Origin of the sequence: Bacillus sp. BF2-3 (assembly GCF_008368795.1) — a bacterium.
Classification (GTDB): Bacteria; Bacillota; Bacilli; order Bacillales; family Bacillaceae_G; genus Bacillus_A; species Bacillus_A cereus.
The window spans coordinates 63,559-87,468 of the sequence record NZ_QOSA01000011.1 but is presented as its reverse complement, the minus strand read 5'-3'; the positions used below and the strand labels follow the sequence as shown (position 1 = coordinate 87,468).

Here is a 23,910-nt window from a genome sequence, read left to right as displayed (position 1 = left end):
ANAAAAGNCCTTTAAAAGAAAATGAAGAAACAAAAGAAGAATAAAAAGAGCCGGTAAAAGAAATTGAAGAAACAAAAGAAGAAGAAAAAGAGCCGGTAAAGAAGAAACAAAAGAAGAAGAGAAAGAGCCGGTAAAAGAAGTTGAAGAAGCGAAAGAAGAAGAAAAAGAGCCAACAAAAGAAGTTGAAGGGGTAAAAGAAGAAGTGAAAGAACCGGTAAAAGAAGTTGAAGAAGCGAAAGAAGAAGTAAAAGAGCCAACAAAAGAAGTTGAAGGGGTAAAAGAAGAAGTAAAAGAACCAACGAAAGAAGTTGAAGAAACAAAAGAAGAAGAAAAAGAACCGGTAAAAGAAGTTGAAGAAACAAAAGAAGAAGAAAAAGAACCGGTAAAAGAAGTTGAAGAAACAAAAGAAGAAGTGAAAGAACCGGTAAAAGAAGTAAAAGAGGAAGTAAAAGAGCCAACGAAAGAAGTTGAAGAAGCGAAAGAGGAAGTGGACGAGCCAACAACAGGAGTTGAAGGATCGAAAGCGGAGGTAAAAGAAACAGGAAAAAAAATTGAAGGTTCAAAAGACGCGGTAAATCAATCAGCAGTAGTCCAAGAACAAAACGTGAATAATCAAGTTGTGAAAGAAAATAAACCAGCTGTTAATAAGCAAGAAGAAAGTAAGAAATCATTAGGAGCAACAGGTGGACAAGAGAATACATCAACATTACTTTCAGGCATAGCGTTAGTTCTTTCAGCACTGAGTATGTTTGTATTTAGAAAGAGATTATTTAAGAAATAAAAAACGTTTTATCTTATTATAACGTAAGATGATTATATGAGTTTTTGAGAAGACATTATCATGGCGATTTCATTTTGAAATATGCTTATGGTGATGTCTTTTTTAGAAGGATATAAATGGAAAAGGTGTGAATATATTAGTGAAGGAGGAGAGGTTATGTATGTCAGTTCTATTTTGAAAATTGAAGAGGTGGCAGCATTTATTGCGAATATGAATAAAGATGCTACTCATCATGTTGGCTATTGTGGAGATGAGAAAGAGGAGTTGTTACAGACAATTATTCATGATTTTTCAGATATAGGCTGGGAACAATCTTTTGTTGCTACTTATGAGAATAATAATTTAATAGGTTTATTAGGATTTGATGTGGATGAAGTAAAGAAATGTGCAGAGATATGGGGGCCGTTTATTATCGCAGAGAATTGGGAAGAAGTTGCTTTACATATGTGGAAGGAACTTATAGAAAAGGTGCCTTTTCATATTGAGAGATTTTATGGTTTTTATCATGTGGAAAATAATAATTGTGCCCGTTTAATGAGGAATTTACATGCAAAAGAACAAGGTCGACATAGTATTCTCGTTTTAAATAATATTGTGGAGCACCGTATTATATGTAATGTAGAAGAGGCTTTACCACAAGTGTTTGAGCAGTTTATCGCTTTACACAATCATGTGTTTTCTAATACGTATTATGACGGAAACGAAATTATTGAACGTTTAAGTAATACGAATAAATTATTTGTAAGTATGAAGAATGATAAGTTAGAAGGTTATGTATATGTGGAAGTAAATCCAGAGTTTCAAGAAGCGAATATCGAATTTATTGCAACCGCTGAAAATAGTAGAAGAAAAGGTGTCGGAGAGCGGTTATTACAAAAGGCAATTCAGTATATTATTTCCTTCCAAGGAATGAAGGAGATAGAATTATGTTTGAATACGAATAATGATCGTGCGATGAAATTGTACAAGAAAGTAGGATTTGAGGAGAAGGCATGTTTACAACACTATATAATAGAGCGAAAACCCATTCGTATGAAAATTATATTTCATACGAATGGGTTTTATTAATCTACTTTTCCCTCAGTTGTTACGGATTCAGAAGTAATTTGAGGTGCTAATCGTTACATAACCTTTTTTATTTTTTGAGATACTTCTTTTGTTTGCAAATTAACATCTTCTTTTCGCAGCTCCTTAAAGAGCGAAATGACCATAAGAACGACTACGATAGAAAATGGTAGTGCTGCGATGATAGCTGCGATTTGTAGTGCATTTAATCCTCCAGCTTGTAATAAAATAGCGGCAATTATCGCGATTGTTAATCCCCATATAAGTTTTAAACTATTTTTCGGTGATAAGCTTCCGTTACTCGTTTGCATTGAAACAACAAATGTTGCTGAATCGGCAGAAGTAACGAAAAATGTGGCTACTAAAATTAACCCGATAATCGTTAAAAATGTAGAGAATGGTAGATGTGAAATAACAGCAAATAATCCAATCTCTGTACCATTTTTTGCAATTTCATCAGCTATTCCAAGCGATTGGAACATTTCCATATGAATTGCGGTACCACCAAATACTGCAAACCAAAATGTACAGATAAGGGTTGGGACTAATACAACTCCAAAAATAAATTCTTTTATTGTGCGTCCTTTAGAAATACGAGCGATGAATGTACCGACGAATGGAGACCAAGAGATCCACCATCCCCAATAGAAAATAGTCCAGTTTTCAATCCAAGCAGAAGATTTTTCATTAAATGCTCCTAAATTTAATCCCATACTAGGTAAAGCTCCAATATAAGAACCGAGTGTAGATGTGAAATATTTCATAATAAATACAGTTGGTCCTAAAAATAAGAAAGAGATGAGTAAAATACCTGCAAGAGAGAAATTCAAGTTACTCAAATATTTAATCCCACGATCTAAGCCAGTTTGTGCACTTGTTAAATATAAAACAGCGAAGGTAGCTATAAGTACGAGCTGGGTAAGTAAAGTGTTATGAATGGAAGGGAATAAATAGCTTAATCCTCCAGCAATTTGTTGAGCACCAATCCCAACAGATGGTACAATGCCAAACACTGTGGCTAAAACAGCTAAAATATCAACTGTTTTTCCGATACGAGAATTTTTCGATCGATTAAATAATGGAGTAACTGTAGCCCCGATAGTGCTACCTTTTTGTTTGCGGAATGTGAAATATGCAATTGTTAAAGCGACCATTGCGTATAGTGACCACGGAAAGAGTCCCCAGTGGAAAAATGAATATTGCATAGCGAGTTTGGCGCTTTCTTCTGTACCTGCTTTTCCTGTTAACGGATCTGTAAAATGTGAAATCGGTTCAGCGATTCCATAAAAGAGGAGTCCAATTCCCATTCCTGCCCCAAACAACATGGATAGCCAAGATGGATAATTATATTTTGGCTTTTCTCCATCTTTACCGAGACGAATAGAACCGTACTTGGAAAATGCTAAATAAGCAGCCAAAATAATCATTGTAGTCATAAGTAGAGAGTAAAACCATCCAAATTTATTGAGGATAAATGAGTTTAAAGAAGATGTAACACTTTGTAAATCGTAGCCTTGTATCCAACTTGCTGGGGTAATTCCCCATATAATGAATAATGTTGTTAGCAAGAAGGAGATATAAAATACACTGTTTTCTTTTTTTATCATAGAATCCCACCCTTATTTAATAAAGTTAACAATTATAATAATCATAACAATTAAGTTTTTAATTGTCAAAAAATTCCCTTTTTATAATGTGAAAGGATGCAATTTGTTTTAGGGAGGTAAAGAGCAATGCGTTCACGATATGTACAAATTATAGGAAGAAATAATATGAAATATTGCATTTTATATTGTTACATCCAGATTTTATGTTAAATTCTTGAATGGAATATTAAAATAGGGGGTCAGGATATGAACAAGAAATCAAAGATCAATAAAGTGATGCTTAGCATTAGTACAATGGCTTTATCGTTAGGCGCACTTCAAACTCATGCAGCAGCGGAAGAAAAAGTACCGTATAACGTGTTAAAAACGAAACCGGTTGGAATTGAAAAGTCGGTAGATGAAGTTGGACATATTTCAAAAGTTGATGAAACTTTATCATTTCAAGAACGTTTAAAAGTAGGAGATTTTTCACAGCGACCAGCATCTATTACGAAGAAAACTGCAGTAAAGCAGGTTAAAGAAAGCTATTCAATGGCTGATTTAAACAAAATGAATGACCAAGAATTAGTTGAAACGTTAGGCAGTATTAAATGGCACCAAATTACAGACTTATTCCAGTTTAATGAAGATGCAAAGGCTTTTTATAAAGATAAAGGAAAAATGCAAGTCATTATAGATGAATTAGCTCATAGAGGTAGTACATTTACGAAAGATGATTCAAAAGGAATTCAAACGTTTACTGAAGTGCTGCGTTCAGCTTTTTATCTTGCATTTTATAATAGTGAATTAAGCGACTTAAATGAAAGAAGCTTCCAGGATAAATGTTTACCTGCTTTAAAAGCAATCGCAAAAAATCCAAACTTTAAGCTTGGTACAGTTGAACAAGATACAGTCGTATCTGCATACGGTAAATTAATTAGTAATGCTTCAAGCGATGTTGAAACGGTTCAATACGCATCGAATATTTTAAAGCAATACAATGATAATTATACTACTTATGTAAATGATCGAATGAAGGGACAAGCAATATACGATATTATGCAAGGTATTGACTATGATATACAGTCGTACTTAACTGAGGCTCGTAAAGAAGCGAATGAAACGATGTGGTATGGAAAAGTAGATGGGTTTATTAATGAAATAAATCGTATTGCTCTTCTAAATGAAGTAACGTCAGAAAATAAATGGCTCGTTAATAATGGAATTTATTTTGCTAGCCGTTTAGGGAAGTTTCATAGCAATCCAAATAAAGGATTAGAGGTTGTTACACAAGCAATGCATATGTACCCGCGCTTAAGTGAACCGTATTTTGTTGCGGTAGAACAAATTACAACAAATTATAATGGTAAAGATTATAGCGGGAATACAGTAGATTTAGAGAAAATACGTAAAGAAGGAAAAGAGCAATACTTACCAAAAACATATACATTCGACGATGGATCAATTGTGTTCAAAACAGGAGATAAAGTATCAGAAGAAAAAATTAAGAGACTATATTGGGCTGCGAAGGAAGTAAAGGCACAGTATCACCGTGTAATTGGAAATGACAAAGCGTTAGAGCCAGGAAATGCGGATGATGTATTAACGATTGTAATTTATAATAGTCCAGATGAATATCAGTTAAATAGACAATTGTATGGATATGAAACAAACAATGGTGGAATTTATATTGAAGAGACAGGTACATTCTTTACATATGAGCGTACACCAGAGCAAAGTATTTATAGTTTAGAAGAGTTATTCCGTCATGAATTTACTCATTATCTGCAAGGGAGATATGAAGTTCCTGGTTTATTTGGAAGAGGAGATATGTATCAAAATGAAAGGCTAACTTGGTTCCAAGAAGGAAATGCAGAGTTTTTCGCAGGATCTACTCGTACGAATAACGTTGTACCAAGAAAGAGTATAATTAGCGGATTATCATCTGATCCTGCAAGCCGTTATACAGCAGAGCGTACACTATTTGCTAAATACGGTTCTTGGGATTTCTATAATTACTCGTTCGCATTGCAGTCTTACTTATATACGCATCAGTTTGAAACATTTGATAAAATTCAAGATTTGATTCGTGCGAATGACGTGAAAAATTATGATGCATATCGTGAAAATCTAAGTAAAGATCCTAAGTTAAATAAAGAGTATCAAGAGTATATGCAGCAGTTAATTGATAATCAAGATAAATATAATGTACCGGAAGTAGCAGATGATTATTTAGCTGAACATGCACCGAAATCGTTAACTGAAGTGAAAAAAGAAATTAGTGATACGTTGCCTATGAATGATACAAAAATGACAAAACATAATTCTCAATTCTTTAATACATTTACATTAGAAGGTACGTATACAGGTAGTGTCACAAAAGGTGAATCAGAAGATTGGAAAGCAATGAGTAAAAGAGTAAATGAATCTTTAGAACAATTGGCGCAAAAAGAATGGAGTGGCTACAAAACTGTTACAGCATACTTCGTCAATTATCGTGTGAATAGCTCAAATGAATTTGAATATGATGTAGTCTTCCATGGAATCGCAAAAGATGATGGAGAAAATAAAGCTCCAACGGTTAATATAAATGGCCCTTATAGCGGTCTTGTAAAAGAGGGAATTCAATTTAAAAGTGATGGCTCAAACGATGAAGATGGAAAAATTGTTTCTTATTTATGGGAATTTGGAGATGGAAGCACAAGTGTAGAAGTGAATCCAGTACATGTATATGAAAGAGAAGGTTCTTATAAAGTATCGTTAAGAGTAAAAGATGATAAAGGCAAAGAGAGCAGAAGCGAAACAACTGTTACGATTAAAGATGGAAGTTTAACAGAATCAGAACCAAATAATCGTCCAGAGGAAGCAAATCGTATCGGGCTAAATAGTACGATAAAAGGTCATCTTATTGGCGAGGACCACACTGATGTTTATACATTTAATGTAGCGTCAGCGAAAGATATCGACATTTCTGTTTTAAATGAGTATGGAATTGGGATGACATGGGTACTTCACCATGAATCAGATATGCAAAATTATGCAGCTTACGGTCAAGCCAATGGGAATCATATAGAAGCGAAATTTAATGCAAAACCAGGCAAGTATTACTTGTATGTATATAAATATGATAATGGCGATGGAACGTACTCATTATCAGTAAAGTGAAACTTTAATCATTCATCCCCCAATGATTATTAGCCCACACCAATCGGGGGAAAATAAGCGCTTTTCCAATGTATGTTTAACTTTACTTTTTGTGGAAAATAGTATATTATATAGATATATAATATATCGGTTATTTTCTAGGAGGAGCCTGTCACAATAGGTTTCTCCTGTTCTTTTTTAGGGGCCTGTTTTACAGGCTTTTCTTTAAAGAGTAAATAACTGAAAATTAAGAACTATAATCTTTGAAAGAGGTGGGGCATACACATAACAAAAAAGGGATTGTTTAAGAAAGGGGGATAAGAAATGGTCTTGTTTGGTTATCCACTTGAAACAATTTATTTATATGGATTTATTATTGCTACTATACTCACTGTTATTTATATCTTCTTTGGAGATATATTTGAATCGATATTTAGTTTTGGGGGCGGATCTGTATCCGTTGTTACTTTATTACTTAGTTTCTTCGCCATGTTATGTGGGCTTAGTTATATAGGAGAGTACTTATTTTCCTTTAATAGTATTACTATTTTCGGGGCTGCATTTGCTATATCTTTTATCGGTGTTTTCATCATGAAAATACTAATTTTAAAACCGATTGCAGAAGCAGAACAAAATACCGTACAACGTATGGATGAATTTATCGGTTGCAAAGGAGAAGTCATTACGACAATTCCTACAGAAGGATTTGGTGAAGTATTAATTTTATCCCAATTTGGAAGTAATGCAATCCCAGCTAAAACTGTTGGAAAAAAAGATATTTCGCAAGGAACAGAGGTTATTATCGAGGGAGTCCAAGATGGTGTTTTACTTGTACAAAACATCGCTTATTCTTTAAAAAAACCAAAATTATAAGGGGGAATTTACATGACGATTCCATTAATTATCGGTGGAGTTTTACTGGCAATTTTAATTCTACTCATTTTAGTATTCATTACGAAGTATCGTACGGTTGGTCCAGATGAAGCGTTAATTGTTACAGGGAACTGGCTTGGTGGAGGAAAGAATGTTGTTACCACTGATGATGGAAAGAAGATTAAGATTATCCGCGGGGGCGGTACTTTCGTAGTTCCAATTATGCAAAGAGCAGAGCCTTTAAGCCTATTAAACTACAAATTAGAAGTTGGTACACGTGATACGTATACGAAGCAAGGTGTTCCAGTTACAGTAAATGGTGTTTCTATTATTAAAGTAGGTTCTACAATTGAAGAAGTATCTACTGCAGCTGAGCAATATTTAGGAAAAGAAACAGAAGAGTTAAAAGTAGAAGCAAAAGAGGTTTTAGAAGGTCACTTACGTGCAATCTTATCTTCTATGACAGTAGAGGATGCGTATAGTAATAGAGAGCAATTTGCTCAAAAGGTACATGAAGTAGCTTCTACAGATTTAAAGAAGATGGGACTTCGCATTGTTTCTTTCACAATTAAAGAAATAATGGATAAAAACGGATACTTAGATGCGCTTGGTCAGCCGCAAATTGCGACAGTTAAGCGTGATGCAACAATTGCAAATGCAGAGCGTGAAAAAGAAGCACGTATTGAAAAAGCACGTGCTGAAAAAGAGGCAAAAGAAGCAGAATATCAACGTGATGCACAAATCGCTGAAGCTGAAAAACATAAAGAATTAAAAGTACAGTCCTATAAGAGAGAACAAGAGCAAGCACGTGCAGATGCGGATCTTTCTTACGAATTACAACAAGCGAAAGCACAACAAGGTGTTACAGAAGAGCAAATGCGCGTTAAAATCATTGAGCGTGAAAAGCAAATCGAGTTAGAAGAAAAAGAGATTGCGCGTCGTGAAAAGCAATACGATGCAGAAGTTAAGAAAAAAGCAGATGCAGATCGTTATGCTGTTGAGCAATCAGCAGAAGCAGAAAAAGTAAAACAAATTAAAAAGGCAGATGCGGATCAATATAAGATTGAAGCTGAAGCGAGAGCTCGTGCGGAAGAAGTACGTGTGGAAGGTTTAGCGAAGGCGGAAATCGAAAAAGCGCAAGGTCAAGCGAAAGCGGAAGTACAAAAAGCGCAAGGTACAGCAGAAGCAGATGTTATTAGATTAAAAGGTTTAGCAGAAGCAGAAGCGAAACAAAAAATTGCTGAAGCATTTGAATTATATGGTCAAGCGGCAATTATGGATATGGTTCTTAAAATGCTTCCAAGTTATGCGAAGGAAGTTGCAAGTCCGCTTAGTAATATTGATAAAATCACAGTTGTCGATACAGGCGGCGGTGGTAAAAATAGCGGGGCCGGAAAAGTTGCGGGTTATGCGACTGATTTAATGGCAACGATGCAAGAAACGTTAAAAGCTTCTTCTGGCATTGACTTAAAAGAGCTATTAGAAGGATTTGCAGGAAAAGGAGCGGTACAACAATTATCAAGCGATAAACCTGTTGTATCTGTAGTAGAAGATGAGAAAAAAGAAGTAGATAAAGAATAGTAAGGTGGAAAGAACCTCTAGTAAGTGAAATACTAGAGGTTCTCCTATGAATTATAATATTTCGAATAATATACATTTTTATACATTGTTTTAATTATTTAATTTATATAGAATGAAAAAGATATGTATCAATTCTTTAGATGTATAAAAAGATAGAGAGTCTCATTGATACATTTAAATCGTATTATTTTTATAGAAAGATTAAATGTTAATTAATTACATTTAAAACGGTATGGAGGGGTAGAAGTATGTTTCAAGGGAAATTAAGGAGTAGTAGTTTAAAAACAAAGTTACTTGTATCATTTATTATTATTTTAATTCTTCCAAGTATTGTAATTGGTTGGACGTCTTATCAACAGGCGAAGACGAATTTTAATGAAACAATTTTAAACTCGGCGAAAGATAATATAAAAATTTTGGATAATGTAATTAATAAGGAATTGGATAGTAAAAAAATAGATGCAACTTATTTTACGAAATTATTTACACAATCAAGTTACCAAGCAGATCAAATTCAAAACATACAAAATAAACTAGAAGAATACAATAAACTGCATCCAGAAATGGAAGCAATCTATACAGGATCTAGTAATGGACAGTTCATTCAATCACCAGCTATTCAGATGCCAGATGGATATAATCCTACAGAAAGAGATTGGTATAAAGAGGCAGTGAAGAAAAGCGGAGAAGTAATTGTAACTGCTCCATATAAGTCAAAAACGACAGGAAATATTGTTATTACACTAGCAAAGCAAAACGAGGATAAAAGTGGAGTTCTTGGGATTGACTTAATCATTAATAATATTGTTACTACTTCTAATATGGTTAATATTGGTAAGGAAGGGTATGTAGCGATATTTGATCAAGATAAAAATGTAGTAGCGCACCCGAAAATGAAGCCAGGAGAGAAATTAGAAGAGAAACTTAGTAAAGAATTGTATAAACAGGAAGCTGGGGATTTTCATTATTCATTAGATGGTGAAGATCGCAATATCACTTTTAAAACGAATAAGAAAACTGGGTGGAAAATAGCAGGAATTATGCCTTCCAAAGAAATTATCGAAGCGGCTGAACCTATTTTCTATAAAACAGTAACTGTTCTTGGAATTTCACTAATAATCGGTGGGATTGTAATTTACTTCATAATTGCGTCTATTATTAAACCGTTAAAACAACTTGTCATATCATCGAAGAAGATTAGTGAAGGTGATTTAACAGAATCAATTACAGTTCATTCTAAAGATGAAATTGGACAGCTAGGAGAAAGTTTTAACGAGATGGCTGCATCGTTACAAAGTGTCATTTCCAATATAAACACTTCAGCAAGTCATGTAGCGGCATCTTCAGAAGAATTAACAGCTAGTATGAAGCAGACAAGCGAAGCAACGGAACAAATTACACAGGCGATAGAGCAAGTATCAAGTGGTGCAGAAATACAAACGAAAGAAGTTGAAGAAGGAGCAACATTGTTAGAAGAAGTTACAGAAGGAATTCAGCGTGTTGCAGATAGTTCTTCATTAGTATCTACAGCCTCTATGTATACGAAGAAAAAAGCTGAAAATGGTGGGAAGTTAGTTGAACAAACTGTGAATCAAATGCAATTAATTCATGAGTCTGTTTCACAGTCAGACAAAATCATTGGTTTGTTAGACGATAAGTCGAAACAAATTGGAGCAATCCTTGAAGTGATTCAACATATTGCAGAACAGACAAATTTATTAGCGTTAAATGCGGCAATTGAGGCTGCGAGAGCTGGAGAGCAAGGAAGAGGATTTGCAATTGTAGCAGATGAAGTGCGAAAGCTAGCAGAACAATCAGGACAGTCTTCTACGGAAATTGGGAAACTAGTGAAAGAGATTCAATTTGATATAAAAGAAACAGTAAGCTCTATGAATCAAGTTGGAGCAGAAGTACAATCAGGACTTGTAGTTGCAAATGAAACGAAGCAAAGCTTTGCCGAAATATTGAAGTCTACAAATGATACAGTTGTACAAATTGATAGCATGGTAGATGTAGCAAAACAAATGACGGTAGATGCAAAACAAGTAAGTGCATCTATTAATGAAATTGCAGCTACAATTGAAGAAAATGCAGCAAGCGTTCAAAATATTGCTGGTTCTTCAGAAGAACAATTAGCTTCAGTAGATGAAATAAATGCAGCAGCAGTCCATTTATCACAAATGGCAGAAGAATTACAAGAGATGATTAGTAAGTTTAAAGTGTAATAACAAATATTAAGAAACGAGGTAATAATTTTACTTCGTTTCTTTTTTTATGAAGAGAAAAAGAAAGAAATATAGAGTAACCGTGTTATGATTAAGTATAATTAAAGAGACTGTATATTCTTTAAATTCTATCTTTAATCATGTTAGGGGAATGGTTTTGAAATTAAAAAAATTAAAACTCCAACCGAGAATTACATTAACTATTAGTACACTTATTTTAGTGGTACTTCTGCTAACGAGTTATTTATTTTATTACATATTATCTGAAACGGTAGAAGAGCAAATTGGGAAACGGGCTTTGCATGTTGCGAAAACAGTTGCCGCGATACCAGAAATTCAGGAAGCTTTTCAAAAAGAAAATCCAGCTTCTATTATTCAGCCAATCGCAGAAAAAATTCGAATGGATACAGAGGCTGACTTCATTGTAGTTGGAAACAAAGAGGGGATTCGTTATGCGCATCCTGAGCGAGATAAAATAGGAGAAAAAATGGTTGGCGGAGATAATAAAGGCGTTTTATTAGAAGGAAAATCATATGTTTCGAAAGCAACTGGATCATTAGGCCCTTCATTACGCGGAAAAGTTCCAATCCGTAATCAGGAAAATGAAATCATTGGTGTGGTGTCTGTTGGATTTTCAATGGCTGATATTCATGGAGCGGTAGAAGTGTATGGAAAGCGTGTATTTTGGATTACAATAATAGGGCTATTAATTGGAGTAATCGGCTCTATATATTTAGCGGCAAGTATAAAAAGAATGATGTTCGGGATGGAACCAGAAGAAATTTCATCTTTATATGAAGAGCATAGTACAGTGATTCAATCTGTACGTGAAGGAATTATTGTAATCGATAAAAATGGCATGATTAGTTTAGTCAATCAAGCAGCTTATGATATTCTTTCGCTAGATAAACAACAAAATATTATTGGGGAATTTATTTTAAATGTAATTCCTAATTCAACGATACTAGATGTACTTCAAACTGGTGAAGAACAGTTTGATCGCCAATTAAATATAAAAGGACAGGCTGTTATTGCGAACCGTCTACCTATTAAAGTAAAGAATAAAGTAACTGGTGTTGTATCGAGCTTACGTTTGAAATCTGAAATGGATCAGTTAACAGCAGAATTATCTCAGACGAAGCAATATACAGAGGCATTACGAGCGCAAGCGCACGAATATAATAATTTATTGTATACGCTTTCAGGTCTTATTCAATTAGAATCATACGAAGATGCTTTAGAGCTTATTCATAAGGAAACAGCGGTATATCAAGATTTTGTTCAATTTATTATGAAGCGGATTCAAAATCCATGGCTAGGTGGAATTTTAATTGGATTTTATAATAGAGCACGAGAGTTGAAGATTGATTTTATGCTAGATAGAGAAAGTGGTTTAGAAAAATTAAGTCCACATATTGAGAGTAATTATGTCGTTTCTATTTTAGGAAATTTAATTACGAATGCATTTGAAGCAATTGAAAAAAATGAAGAGAATGATAAGAAAGTAAGGATGTTTGTAACTGATATTGGAGAAGAAATATTAATTGAAGTGGAAGATTCAGGGCAAGGGATTCATGATGAAATAATTACTAGCATATTCTATAAAGGCTTTTCGACGAAAGAAGGAGGAGAGCGAGGATATGGATTAGCAAAAGTGAAAGAGTTAGTAGAAGATTTAAATGGAAGTATTGCAATTGAAAAAGGGGATTTAGGTGGTGCGTTATTTATTATTGCACTACCGAAAGAGAGAGGCGAATAGTAATGGGTGAGGAGATTGAAGTATTAATTGTAGAAGATGATATTCGGATTGCTGACATTCATCGTCGTTTTACTGAGAAAATTGAGGGATTTAAAGTAATTGGAACGGCAACGACTGGAGAACAAGCGAAAGAATGGCTAGAGCTTGTGAAGCCACAGCTTGTTTTATTAGATGTGTACTTACCTGATATGCAAGGAACGGAACTTGTCACATATATTAGGCATCATTTGCACGATACAGATATTATTATGATTACAGCGGCATCGGAAACAGATGTAGTGAGGCACGCCCTGCGGGGCGGAGTAACAGATTATATCGTAAAGCCACTAATGTTTGACCGATTTAAAGCAAGTCTGGAAGGCTATCAAAAAAAGATTATACAGTTAAAGAAAAATAATCAATTATCTACGGAGCAAATTGAATATTTATGGTCTCAAAGAGGGGTGAAGGGAGATCAAATAGAATATGCCCCGAAAGGGATAGATCCTTTAACTTTAGCGAAAATAAAAAAGCATATGTTAACAGTTAATGAAGAAGGGATTACAGCAGAGGTGCTAAGTTCAATGGTAGGCGTAAGCCGATCAACGGCAAGGCGTTATTTAGAGTATTTGATATCTGGGAAGAAAGTCCACGCAGAGCTAATATATGGAAGTGTTGGGAGACCCGAGAGACGTTATTTTCTTGTTTCTTCATAATAAAAAACAGTAGAGGATTTTTATTCCTTCTACTGTTTTTTTTGCATCTTATATTGGAATAATCCCAATTACAATTCCGGTAATTAACATAACCATTGTCGTTCCAACGGCCCACAATAAAGTGAAGCGTTGATGTTCACCGAAATCAACTTTTGCCATTCCGACCAATAAATAAGTGGAAGCGACAAGAGGACTTAATAAGTGAACGGGTTGCCCAAGTAAGGAAGCACGTCCCATTTCAGCTGCACTAATTCCGTAAGTAGCAGCAGCTTTCGTCAAAATAGGTAATACCCCGAAGTAAAATGCATCATTAGACATGAAAAATGTGAATGGCATACTGAGAAGTGCTGTAATAATTGGCAATTGTGGTCCAAGTGCATCTGGTATAAGAGTTACTACACTGTTAGCCATTGCATCTACCATTTTTGTTCCAGATAAAATACCAGTGAAAATACCGGCAGCAAATACGAGAGAAACAACTGCTAATACATTCCCAGCATGAGAAGCAATACGTTCTTTCTGTTGCTCTAAGTTTGGATAGTTAATCATAACAGCGATAGCAAAAGCGACTGTAAATAAAACAGGTAATGGCATAACTTCTAGTATGAGACAGACAAGTAATGTGGCGGTTAATAAAAAGTTAATCCATAGAAGTTTAGGGCGTTTATCCACTGCTGCTTCGACAGTTGCAGCTTGCTCATCCATTGTTTGCATTTGTTTTAAATACTGTACATCCATAATTCCTAAACGTTTTCTTTCTTTTTTTCCAAGATAGTAGGCAACGAAAACAACCCAAATTGCACCAGCAATCATTCCTGGAATAAGAGGTGTAAATAATTCGGAAGCCTCAAGTCCAAGTGCGCTCATAACACGAGCTGTGGGTCCACCCCAAGGTGTAAGATTTGTTACCCCTGCCCCTAACATAACAACTCCAGCTAATATGAGGGGGTTCATTCCAAGGCGCTTATATAGTGGATACATTGCGGAAACTGTAATCATGTATGTTGTTGTACCATCACCATCTAGAGAAACGATAATAGTTAATATAGCCGTTCCGACAACGATTTTTAAAGGATCTCCTTTTACAAATTTTAAAATCTTACTAATGACAGGATCGAATAAACCGCTATCAATCATAATCCCAAAATATAAAATAGCGAACATAAGCATAATACCAGTAGGTGCTAATTTTTGGATCCCCTCTAACATCATAGGCCCCATATTGGCATAGAATCCGCCAATTAATGCAAAAACACTCGGAATTAATATTAATGCTACTAGCGCTGACATACGTTTCGTCATAATTAAAAACATAAAGACAAATACCATCGCAAATCCAAGTAGTGCTAACATGTAATTTCCCCCTCAAAAGAATGATTGCGCTTTCAAAATAGAATAAAAATTCAGAAAAAGGTTTTTTATTTATAATAAAAGCATCTATTCAAATGGTAAATAATTTGAAAAATAACATCATTAGAAGCATAATTTTTATTTTGTTCATTTTGTTCACGGTAGTTAATTTGAATTTTTAAAAAGTAAGCTGCTTCTCGTAAGAATGGTAGAATAAGATGAAAATAGTGAAGTGTGAAATAGGGAGTAGATGTTATATGAAAACGAGAATTGAAGAGATTTATAGCTCTTATGAAGGAAAAGTAGAGGAGATTTTTATTAATGAATCTTCTTACGTATATGAATGGGAAAAATTACTGATGATCCGAAAAAATGACGGTGAGCTTAAAAAAATTGCAGTCGGGATTAGTGGAAATATAAGATTGGTAAATGTAGAAGTTGGACAGGAAATTAGTGCGGATACATTATTAGTTAAATTAGAAGATGATTTGTTAATTACAGGTTGTGAGTGATGAGAGATGTGTAGAAATAACTACACATCTTTTTTTGTTTCCTATATTACAAAAAGCACATTGTTTTTTCACAAATCTCACACAACCTTTTGGTATTCTTTTCGTGGAGTATACGGTTTCTAGGGAGGAATATTGATGAAAGTAAAATATGTCGTACTTGCTATATGTTTATGTTTCGTATTTACGGTAGTCGGGTGTGGGAAAAAGGAAACAGCAGCTGTTGCCATTGATGAGAAACATGATAAATGTGATATTTGCCAAATTGGGGTAACAGATAATCAATTTGCAACAGAAATTATTTTAGAAAATGGAAAAGCGTTAAAGTTTGATGATATCGGTTGTATGTATAAATGGATGGAGATCAACTCAGATGAAAAGACGAAAGAGAAATTTGTCCGAGATTATGATTCGAAAGATTGGATTTCGTTAGAAGACGCTACTTACGTATATGATAAAACAATAACGACACCGATGGCTTATAATGTCATTTCATTTAAAAATAAAAAAGATGCAGAGAGCTTTGTATCTAACTATAAGGGGAAAGTTCTTTCGTATAAAGAGCTAGCAGAGCATAAATGGGAAATGAATAAAGAGATGATGGGGAAACCGAAAGCAGGAAATCATGGTGGACATCATTAATAGAAAAAGACAACTATGTAGTTGTCTTTTTCTATTATTACTCAGGTGCAAATATAGAAAAGGTGTAAAATTTTTAGCAGAACGGTTACAATGGAATATAGTAACCTAAAGCAATCATTTATGTACTTTTTAGAAATGTATACAAATGCGGTAAAAACGTGCTAAACTAATTGCTTCATAATGTTAATGATGGGGCCATCAGGCGTATCATTTCAATAGGTTGAGAAACATAGTATAAGCTTAAGATAATCCGATTAAAGAAGGAATCTAAAGGGCTTATGGATAAATGTACTCAAGAAGAGTTATTGTATGTGATGGAGGAATGGTTAAGAAAACATTATCTTTCATAGGAGCTGTAGTTGTGAGAAAACAAAAAATTTTATTATGTATTTTATTAGGACTTTTAATGACGGTAGTGGCTTGCGATAAGCAAGAAGAACCAGAATCGAAACCGGTTCATGTGAAAAATGAGAAGAAAAAAGAGAAGCATAAAGAACAGGAAGAATCTAAAGAAGAGAAAAGTATAAATTTAATGGACAAACAGTTGTTACTTTCAGCTACTCTTGGAGACACAGAGACAGCTATGAAGTTGATTCAGGATGGAGCGAATATAAACGTAGAAGGTGACAACGGAGAAACGCCTGTCCTTGCAGCGACGTACCAAAATCATGTAGAGACAGTTAAAGCATTAATTGGTGCAGGTGCTAATATTGAAATTAAAGATGAGAAAAAAAGTAATCCACTTCTTTATGCAAGTAGAGAAGGATATACGGATATTGTAAAAGTATTAATTAATGCAGGAGTTAATACGAAAGAAACGACTAGGTCAGGTGGGACAGCACTTATTTCTGCATCTGAGCGTGGCCATGTAGAGGTTGTTAAAGAATTATTAGGGCATACAGATATTGATGTGAATTATAAAAATGAACGTGGTGGAACAGCGTTATTAGAAGCAATTGTATTAGGAAATGGTAGTGAAAACCATAAGAAAGTAATTCAATTACTTATTGATCACGGTGCAGATGTAAACATGGCTAACAAGGAACATCTGACGCCACTGCAATACGCTGAAAAAAGAGGTTTTAAAGATATTGTAAATATGTTGAGGGTAGCTGGAGCGAATGAAGTAGTACAGCCACAACAACCAGTAGAGTAAAAAACGAAAAATAATCCCATTTAGATAGACAGAATGAAGAAATCAGTTAGTATGATGGATTCAGTAATGTGTATTTGAATGGGATTTTTATTTTGAACATGAAAAATAGATTATGAATGGAGGGTAAATGGAGTAAATAAGGAGGCAACCTTTTGATTGAATTTTAAGTATTGTTTCGTTCTATTTATTTATATTTTAATATCTAGATTAATGTAAATAATGATATGGTGAATATTAACATTCGATTAACACCTAATTAACAATCTATCAAAACTGACTTAATAAATGCGTAATATAGTAAAGGTAACAAAATAACTAGGGTAGAGAACATTTGAGAACACCCACTTACATATAATGTGCCACTTTCTTAGGTGTGCTCTATTCCCTAGAGTTCAAATAAGGAGAAAGGCGTTCTATGTAAGTAGGTGTTTTTAGTTTGGAGAAAAATAGAACAGTTAGGTGGAATAAATGTTTAAAGAACCTTATATTGCGATGATAAAGGATTGGAAAGGATACAAAGCATACAAAAAATTGCCGAAAACAGTTTTTCTTATGACTGGTTCAATGCTGGAATTACCAGAGCGTGTATATGAATTGCAGAAACATGGACATGATGTATTTCTTCATTGTGATTTTATACAAGGCTTAAATACGAATACAGAGGAAGCGCTTTTGTATATTCAAGATGTTATCGGGGCACAAGGTATTATTTCAACAAAGGGTTCAACAATTCGAAATGCTAATAAAATTGGATTGAAAACAATTCAACGTATTTTTATTGTAGATACTTTATCTCTTACTAAATCAATTGAAAATTGTAAAACGACTAAACCAAATGCAGTAGAGATTATGCCGGGGATTATGCCTTCTATTATTAAGCAGCTAGTAGAGGAAATAGAGTTTCCTATTATTGCAGGAGGGCTGATTCAAACGCGAGAAGATGCGGAAATTGCAATTCGTGCAGGAGCAAGTGCGATTTCAACAAGTCATTATGAAGTATGGATACAAGAAGAAAAAAGGAGTGCAACCTTGTGATTGAATTGAAAAATGTTTCAAAGGTATATAAAAATGCAGAAGAGACAGCGGTTAAAGGCGTATCGGTTCATATTAAGAAGGGTGAATTTTTTGTTTTAGTTGGACCTTCGGGATGCGGGAAAAGCACATTATTACGAATGATCGCTGGCTTAGAAGAGATTTCTTCAGGAGATTTAATTATTAATGAACGTGTTGCAAATGATCTAGAGCCGAAAGACCGTAATCTATCAATGGTATTTCAAAATTATGCATTATATCCACACTTATCTGTAGAAGAAAATATTTTATTTGGACTTAAGGTAAGAAAAGTACAAAAAGAAGAGCGACAAAAGCGATTAATGGAAGCTATTGAAATGGTAGGACTGAAAGAGTATGTGAAAATGAAACCAGGCCAATTATCAGGCGGACAAAGACAGCGTGTTGCACTTGCCAGGGCAATTGTGAGTCAAGCGCCAATCTGTTTAATGGATGAACCACTTTCGAATTTGGATGCGAAATTACGTGCGCAAATGAGAATTGAAATTAGAGAAATTCAGCAGCGATTAGGAATTACGATGATTTACGTTACCCACGATCAAATAGAAGCGATGACTATGGGTGATCGTATCATGGTTTTAAATAAAGGAAGTATACAGCAAGTTGGAACACCACTTAACATATATAACGAACCAGCAAACGAATTTGTTGCAAGCTTTATAGGTTCTCCTTCTATGAATATAAATGATGGGGAAGTAAATAAAGAAAAAGGTGTATTACATATAGGACAATTGCAAATTCCATTATCTATTAGACAGTTAAAGCAATTACCAGAAGGAACAATTCGCATAGGCATGCGCCCTGAGCATATTGCAATGTCTGAGGAGGGACAAGAAGTGACGTTGCAATCTGTAGAAGTATTAGGGAATGAATCTATATTGAACTTTGCGGTAAATGGAACAACTTGGAGTGCGAAAGTTATCGGACAGTTACTCCTGAACAAAGGTGACAAAGTAAAATTATTATTCTCGCAAGAAAAGTTATGCTTCTTTAACGAAAACACGAATGAACGCTTAAAAGTGGTAGGTGAAGAAGAGTTGAAAGTGGTGGCGAAATAATGATCGAAGTAAGTAAGTTACCAGTTCAAACAAAGGTGTCAAAAAAGAAAAAATTATGGGAGAGAACGAAAGATTTAAGAATAGGATTATTGTTTTTGGCGCCATCTATTTTGCTATTTTCGATTTTTCTGTTCTATCCATTGTTTAGGACGATTTATTATAGTTTTTATTTAACCGATATACATGGAGAAGCTAATCTTTTCGTTGGCTTAGAAAATTATCAATATTTATTCTCTGATCCAGCCTTCTACAAAAGTATAAAATCAACTTTATTATTTGTTTTATATACAGTTCCTACGAGTATTATATTTGCTTTGTTTCTTGCATTGATTGCAAATGGAAAGGTAAGAGGTATTGGGTTATTCCGAGTTCTGTTTTCTTCGACGATGGGAATATCAGTAGCTGCTAGTGCAGTGATTTGGCTATTTTTATTTCATCCAAGTGTAGGATTATTTAATAATATATTAGCCTCTATGAACCTTCCTGCAATCGCATGGTTAACGAGTCCGGACTGGGCACTATTCTCTGTATCAGTTACAACAGTTTGGGTGAATACAGGTTTTGCATTTTTAGTTATATTAGGTGGTTTACAAAATATTGATACGTCTTTATATGAGAGTGCATCTATAGATGGTGCTAGTTATTTATATAAGCTTCGCCGTGTTACATTACCGATGCTATCACCAACTTTATTCTTTATTGTAACAGTAACATTAATTAGTGCGTTCCAAAGCTTTGGACAAATTGATATTTTAACGCACGGTGGACCAAATGATGCAACGAATTTAATTGTGTACTCGATTTACAAAGAGGCGTTTGTGAATCATCAATTTGGAACAGCAAGTGCACAAGCGATGGTATTATTTGTTTTCATTTTCGTTGCTACATTACTTCAATTTAAGTTTGCTGAGAGAAAGGTGCATTATAAATGATTGTTAAACAGTGGAAACAAAATTTCCTATTATACATGCTACTCATTATTAGTGCAGTGATGGTATTTTTTCCTGTACTGTATGCATTTTTAATAAGCTTTATGACACCAGACGATATTCAAATGAGAAGGTTATTTCCGACCCAGTTTACTTTTGATAATTTCATTAATATTTTTCAAAAAGTACCGCTTTTTACATACTTATATAACAGTTTAATTGTATCGACAGTCGTTATGATTGGACAACTTATCGTATCAAGTTTAGCAGCTTATGCTTTTGTTTTTCTTCAGTTTAAAGGGAGAAACTTAATTTTCTTCCTGTTTATTTCAACGATGCTTATTCCGTGGGAAGCAACGATGGTGCCTAACTTTTTAACGATTCAAAACTTTGGCTGGATCAATAGTTTTGCCGGGATGACAGTGCCGTTTTTTGCAACAGCTTTCGGTATTTTCTTGTTACGTCAACATTTTATGACACTCCCGAATGAACTGAAAGAAGCTGCTTTTATTGAAGGGATTGGAAATATAAGATTTTTATTCAGCGTTGTAATACCGTATTGTAAAACGAGTTTTATTACGCTTGGAGTATATAGCTTTTTAACAACATGGAATATGTATTTATGGCCACTTTTAGTGACCACTGATGAAAAAGTAAGAACAGTGCAAATCGGTGTAAAGCAGCTTCAGTCTCAAGAAGTTGCAACTGATTGGGGAAGCGTAATGGCCGGTGTTACGGTTATCGTTATTCCAACATTGATTTTACTATTTTTAGGGCAAAAGCAATTACAACAAGGATTAACAAAAGGTGCAATTAAATAACTAAGAGAAGGTGAGATTTAAATGAGTCTAGTTAAAAAAGGTGCTGCTCTATTAATGGTAGCAACAATGGCATTATCTAGTGCAGCTTGTTCAAATAGTAAAACAGAGGGAAAACCTGAAGTACAGGCAAAAGTAGCACCAGTTGAAAAAAATGGTGATAAAACTGTAATTCGCTTCTGGCATGCGATGGGTGGAAAAACACAAGGAGTATTAGATGGTCTTGTTGCAGACTATAATAAGTCGCAAAATAAATATGAGATAAAGGCAGAGTTCCAAGGGACATATGAAGAGTCTTTAACGAAATTTAGAACGATGTCTGCAACGAAAGAAGCGCCAGCTCTTGTTCAATCGAGTGAAATTACAACGAAATATATGATTGATAGCAAAAAAATCACACCAATTGATAGCTGGATAAAAAAAGATAAGTACGATACGTCAAAATTAGAAAAAGCAATTACAAATTATTATTCAGTTGATGGAAAAATGTATTCTATGCCATTTAATTCATCTACACCAGTATTAATTTATAATAAAGATGCTTTTGCAAAGGCGGGCTTAGATCCAGAGAAAGCTCCAAAAACATATGCGGAATTACAAGAAGCAGCGAAAAAGTTAACGATTAAAGAAGGCGGAAATGTAAAACAATATGGATTCTCCATGCTTAACTACGGTTGGTTCTTTGAAGAATTGTTAGCGACACAAGGTGCTTTATATGTAGATAACGAAAACGGCCGTAAAGATGCTGCAAAGAAGGCGGTATTTAACGGTAAAGAAGGACAGAAAGTATTTGGAATGTTAGATGATTTAAATAAAGCTGGCGCACTTGGAAAGTATGGAGCAAGTTGGGATGATATTCGTGCCGCGTTCCAATCTGGACAAGTTGCTATGTATTTAGATTCTTCAGCAGGTGTTCGTGATTTAATCGATGCATCTAAGTTTAATGTAGGTGTTTCATATATTCCGTATCCTGAGGATTCGAAACAAAATGGTGTTGTTATTGGTGGAGCATCATTATGGATGACGAATATGGTTTCAGAAGAAACGCAACAAGGTGCTTGGGACTTTATGAAATATTTAACGAAGCCAGACGTACAAGCAAAATGGCATACTGCAACAGGTTATTTCTCAATTAATCCAGATGCATATAATGAGCCATTAGTAAAAGAGCAATATGAAAAATATCCACAGTTGAAAGTAACAGTAGATCAATTGCAAGCGACGAAGCAATCTCCAGCAACACAAGGGGCTTTAATTAGTGTATTCCCAGAATCACGAGATGCAGTTGTAAATGCATTAGAAGCGATGTATGACGGGAAGAATAGTAAAGAAGCGTTAGATGAAGCTGCCAAAGCAACAGATAGAGCAATTAGCATTTCAGCTCGTACGAGTCAAAAATAAGAGAAAGCCGTATCCTTAAAAGGGATACGGCTTTCTTTATAGGGAGATAAGGGATCAAAGAAATGATGAAGTCTTATCTCTTTTATATGAGTAAAGGGTCTAGAGTGAATGTTGTCCTTTTCATTATTTATTTAACTCCATTGCGACTTGTTTACCATTTACGAAAACCTCTACTACCGCTACTACAACTTCCATTACTTTTTTCATCTCTCATCTCTCCTTATTTTTTGTTTCATTTCTTACTCTCAGTATAAGGAAATACAGTAATTACAACTATCGAATTGGATGACAAGAGACTTACATTGTTGTAAGGATAATAGTTTAGTTTGTAATAAAGTGAAACTGTAATCAGTGGGGGGCTTACTGCCCGTTAATGCGGGATTTCAATTCTGAACTTTCTGTCGTTTTGAACTATAATTAGAAAGAGGGGGGATAATATGAAAAGAATTCTTGTTATTAGTGATATTCATGGAGAGATAGAAAAGTTCGAACATTTATTGGAAGAAGCTCAATATGATGCGAAACAGGATCAATTAATCTTACTGGGAGATTATGTAGATCGTGGTCCAAATGCGCGTGCTGTAATTGAAAAGGTAAGAGAATTGAAAAAAGATGGAGCACTCATTTTAAAAGGAAATCATGAAGATATGATGATTAAGGCGTTAACGACAAATGAGGAACGTTCATGGAACCATTGGGTAAAAAGAAATGGTGGAGATAAGACATTATATAGCTATGGATTTGTAGAAGAAGATATTGCGGTTAATGAGAAAGACTTCCAAAAACCGATTTTACACTCTCGTGTATTAGAGGAACATATAAAGTTTATTCAAGAATTAGATCATTACATTGAAACAGAAGAGTATATATTTGTACATGCTGGGGTTGAACCGATGAAACGAGTTTCTGAATCTGAACCATATACATTAATGTGGATCCGTAATGAATTTCATAATGGATATAGCGGTGAAAAGGTTATTGTATTTGGGCATACGGAAACAAAAACGCTTCATGGTAGTGAGGATTGCGGAGTGTATTTTGGTAGTAATCGTATTATTGGGATTGATGGCGGGGCTGTGTATGGCGGTCAGCTAAATTGTTTAGAGTTGCCGAGTAAAAAGGTATATGTAATAAAAAATTGAAAGAGATAAGAGGAATCTTATTTCTTTCAATTTTTTATTAAGCTAAATTTAAGACAAAGTTTTTATAATAAAACTTCAAAATTTTAGAAGGAAATAGTTAAAAATGAAATTACGTAATGTAACTA

The 23,910-nt window shown here is 34.4% G+C and carries 18 protein-coding genes and 2 pseudogenes; 18 read left to right on the top strand and 2 right to left on the bottom strand.

Annotated features, from left to right (window positions below):
• Positions 1-47: 47 nt before the first annotated feature.
• Positions 48-781, top strand: a pseudogene (locus DN401_RS30140) (LPXTG cell wall anchor domain-containing protein); the annotation flags it as partial.
• Positions 782-937: 156 nt separating this feature from the next.
• Positions 938-1,849, top strand: a complete 912-nt coding sequence (locus tag DN401_RS11060) for a GNAT family N-acetyltransferase (protein WP_000289532.1) — start codon at positions 938-940, stop codon at positions 1,847-1,849.
• A gap of 53 nt (positions 1,850-1,902) precedes the next feature.
• Here the strand turns inward: DN401_RS11060 and opuD are convergent, their stop codons facing one another.
• Positions 1,903-3,453, bottom strand: coding sequence for a glycine betaine transporter OpuD (gene opuD, locus DN401_RS11055; RefSeq protein ID WP_000591577.1), 1,551 nt, complete (start codon positions 3,451-3,453; stop codon positions 1,903-1,905).
• Positions 3,454-3,699: 246 nt separating this feature from the next.
• On the opposite strand from opuD, the gene colA reads away from it, so the two are divergent.
• From colA to DN401_RS11025, 7 genes and pseudogenes are all read left to right on the top strand, one after another.
• Entirely contained in the window at positions 3,700-6,597 is a 2,898-nt protein-coding gene (gene colA, locus DN401_RS11050) for a collagenase ColA (RefSeq protein WP_001036409.1), read from the top strand.
• 303 nt (positions 6,598-6,900) lie between these two features.
• Positions 6,901-7,449, top strand: a complete 549-nt coding sequence (locus DN401_RS11045) for an NfeD family protein (RefSeq protein ID WP_000242445.1) — start codon at positions 6,901-6,903, stop codon at positions 7,447-7,449.
• Positions 7,450-7,461: 12 nt separating this feature from the next.
• Positions 7,462-9,030 carry a flotillin family protein gene (locus DN401_RS11040; protein WP_000155016.1) on the top strand — a complete coding sequence of 523 codons (1,569 nt, stop codon included), beginning with the start codon at positions 7,462-7,464 and terminating at the stop codon, positions 9,028-9,030.
• 248 nt (positions 9,031-9,278) lie between these two features.
• Positions 9,279-10,313 (top strand): annotated as a pseudogene (locus tag DN401_RS30460) (HAMP domain-containing protein); the annotation flags it as partial.
• A complete protein-coding gene (locus DN401_RS30455) occupies positions 10,308-11,255 on the top strand; it encodes a methyl-accepting chemotaxis protein (RefSeq protein WP_370445030.1) in 948 nt (315 codons plus the stop codon). The pseudogene DN401_RS30460 and the gene DN401_RS30455, both read left to right, overlap by 6 nt.
• A gap of 151 nt (positions 11,256-11,406) precedes the next feature.
• On the top strand, positions 11,407-13,014 hold the full coding sequence (locus DN401_RS11030; protein WP_002025277.1) for an ATP-binding protein: 1,608 nt from the start codon (positions 11,407-11,409) through the stop codon (positions 13,012-13,014).
• 2 nt (positions 13,015-13,016) lie between these two features.
• On the top strand, positions 13,017-13,709 hold the full coding sequence (locus tag DN401_RS11025; protein ID WP_000503461.1) for a response regulator: 693 nt from the start codon (positions 13,017-13,019) through the stop codon (positions 13,707-13,709).
• A 48-nt stretch (positions 13,710-13,757) separates the two neighbouring features.
• On the opposite strand, the gene DN401_RS11020 is transcribed toward DN401_RS11025, so the two are convergent.
• Entirely contained in the window at positions 13,758-15,062 is a 1,305-nt protein-coding gene (locus tag DN401_RS11020) for a CitMHS family transporter (protein WP_000880472.1), read from the bottom strand.
• A 254-nt stretch (positions 15,063-15,316) separates the two neighbouring features.
• Between DN401_RS11020 and DN401_RS11015 the strand changes: the two genes are divergently transcribed.
• The 9 genes from DN401_RS11015 to DN401_RS10975 all read left to right on the top strand — a co-directional run bounded on the left by DN401_RS11015 (position 15,317) and on the right by DN401_RS10975 (position 23,785).
• Complete coding sequence (locus DN401_RS11015; RefSeq protein WP_000857376.1) at positions 15,317-15,571, top strand: hypothetical protein; 255 nt, start codon at positions 15,317-15,319, stop codon at positions 15,569-15,571.
• Positions 15,572-15,706: 135 nt separating this feature from the next.
• A complete protein-coding gene (locus DN401_RS11010; protein WP_000865665.1) occupies positions 15,707-16,210 on the top strand; it encodes a nitrous oxide reductase accessory protein NosL in 504 nt (167 codons plus the stop codon).
• A gap of 286 nt (positions 16,211-16,496) precedes the next feature.
• Positions 16,497-17,366 (top strand): ankyrin repeat domain-containing protein, encoded by an 870-nt coding sequence (locus tag DN401_RS11005; RefSeq protein WP_000287339.1) that lies wholly within the window; start codon positions 16,497-16,499, stop codon positions 17,364-17,366.
• A 468-nt stretch (positions 17,367-17,834) separates the two neighbouring features.
• Complete coding sequence (locus DN401_RS11000) at positions 17,835-18,401, top strand: glycerol-3-phosphate responsive antiterminator (RefSeq protein ID WP_000472003.1); 567 nt, start codon at positions 17,835-17,837, stop codon at positions 18,399-18,401.
• Positions 18,398-19,495 (top strand): ABC transporter ATP-binding protein, encoded by a 1,098-nt coding sequence (locus DN401_RS10995; RefSeq protein WP_000571392.1) that lies wholly within the window; start codon positions 18,398-18,400, stop codon positions 19,493-19,495. The genes DN401_RS11000 and DN401_RS10995 overlap by 4 nt, the downstream gene beginning before the upstream one ends.
• Positions 19,495-20,427, top strand: coding sequence for a carbohydrate ABC transporter permease (locus tag DN401_RS10990; RefSeq protein WP_000573797.1), 933 nt, complete (start codon positions 19,495-19,497; stop codon positions 20,425-20,427). Before DN401_RS10995 ends, DN401_RS10990 begins: the two co-directional genes overlap by 1 nt.
• Positions 20,424-21,245 carry a carbohydrate ABC transporter permease gene (locus DN401_RS10985; protein WP_000635946.1) on the top strand — a complete coding sequence of 274 codons (822 nt, stop codon included), beginning with the start codon at positions 20,424-20,426 and terminating at the stop codon, positions 21,243-21,245. Before DN401_RS10990 ends, DN401_RS10985 begins: the two co-directional genes overlap by 4 nt.
• 21 nt (positions 21,246-21,266) lie before the next feature.
• A complete protein-coding gene (locus tag DN401_RS10980; RefSeq protein ID WP_000060610.1) occupies positions 21,267-22,643 on the top strand; it encodes an ABC transporter substrate-binding protein in 1,377 nt (458 codons plus the stop codon).
• Between the two features lie 437 nt (positions 22,644-23,080).
• Positions 23,081-23,785, top strand: a complete 705-nt coding sequence (locus DN401_RS10975; protein WP_000821949.1) for a metallophosphoesterase family protein — start codon at positions 23,081-23,083, stop codon at positions 23,783-23,785.
• Positions 23,786-23,910: the final 125 nt, after the last annotated feature.

Excerpts from the sequence above, each read along its gene's own strand:
- DN401_RS11030 (WP_002025277.1), top strand. The coding sequence starts at position 11,407 with ATGGTTTTGAAATTAAAAAAATTAAAACTCCAACCGAGAATTACATTA.
- DN401_RS10990 (WP_000573797.1), top strand. The coding sequence starts at position 19,495 with ATGATCGAAGTAAGTAAGTTACCAGTTCAAACAAAGGTGTCAAAAAAG.
- DN401_RS10985 (WP_000635946.1), top strand. The coding sequence starts at position 20,424 with ATGATTGTTAAACAGTGGAAACAAAATTTCCTATTATACATGCTACTC.
- DN401_RS11015 (WP_000857376.1), top strand. The coding sequence starts at position 15,317 with ATGAAAACGAGAATTGAAGAGATTTATAGCTCTTATGAAGGAAAAGTA.
- DN401_RS11010 (WP_000865665.1), top strand. The coding sequence starts at position 15,707 with ATGAAAGTAAAATATGTCGTACTTGCTATATGTTTATGTTTCGTATTT.
- DN401_RS11040 (WP_000155016.1), top strand. The coding sequence starts at position 7,462 with ATGACGATTCCATTAATTATCGGTGGAGTTTTACTGGCAATTTTAATT.
- DN401_RS11045 (WP_000242445.1), top strand. The coding sequence starts at position 6,901 with ATGGTCTTGTTTGGTTATCCACTTGAAACAATTTATTTATATGGATTT.
- DN401_RS11060 (WP_000289532.1), top strand. The coding sequence starts at position 938 with ATGTATGTCAGTTCTATTTTGAAAATTGAAGAGGTGGCAGCATTTATT.
- DN401_RS11000 (WP_000472003.1), top strand. The coding sequence starts at position 17,835 with ATGTTTAAAGAACCTTATATTGCGATGATAAAGGATTGGAAAGGATAC.
- DN401_RS11020 (WP_000880472.1), bottom strand. The coding sequence starts at position 15,062 with ATGTTAGCACTACTTGGATTTGCGATGGTATTTGTCTTTATGTTTTTA.
- DN401_RS30455 (WP_370445030.1), top strand. The coding sequence starts at position 10,308 with ATGGCTGCATCGTTACAAAGTGTCATTTCCAATATAAACACTTCAGCA.
- DN401_RS11025 (WP_000503461.1), top strand. The coding sequence starts at position 13,017 with ATGGGTGAGGAGATTGAAGTATTAATTGTAGAAGATGATATTCGGATT.
- colA (WP_001036409.1), top strand. The coding sequence starts at position 3,700 with ATGAACAAGAAATCAAAGATCAATAAAGTGATGCTTAGCATTAGTACA.
- DN401_RS10975 (WP_000821949.1), top strand. The coding sequence starts at position 23,081 with ATGAAAAGAATTCTTGTTATTAGTGATATTCATGGAGAGATAGAAAAG.
- DN401_RS11005 (WP_000287339.1), top strand. The coding sequence starts at position 16,497 with ATGTACTCAAGAAGAGTTATTGTATGTGATGGAGGAATGGTTAAGAAA.
- DN401_RS10980 (WP_000060610.1), top strand. The coding sequence starts at position 21,267 with ATGAGTCTAGTTAAAAAAGGTGCTGCTCTATTAATGGTAGCAACAATG.
- opuD (WP_000591577.1), bottom strand. The coding sequence starts at position 3,453 with ATGATAAAAAAAGAAAACAGTGTATTTTATATCTCCTTCTTGCTAACA.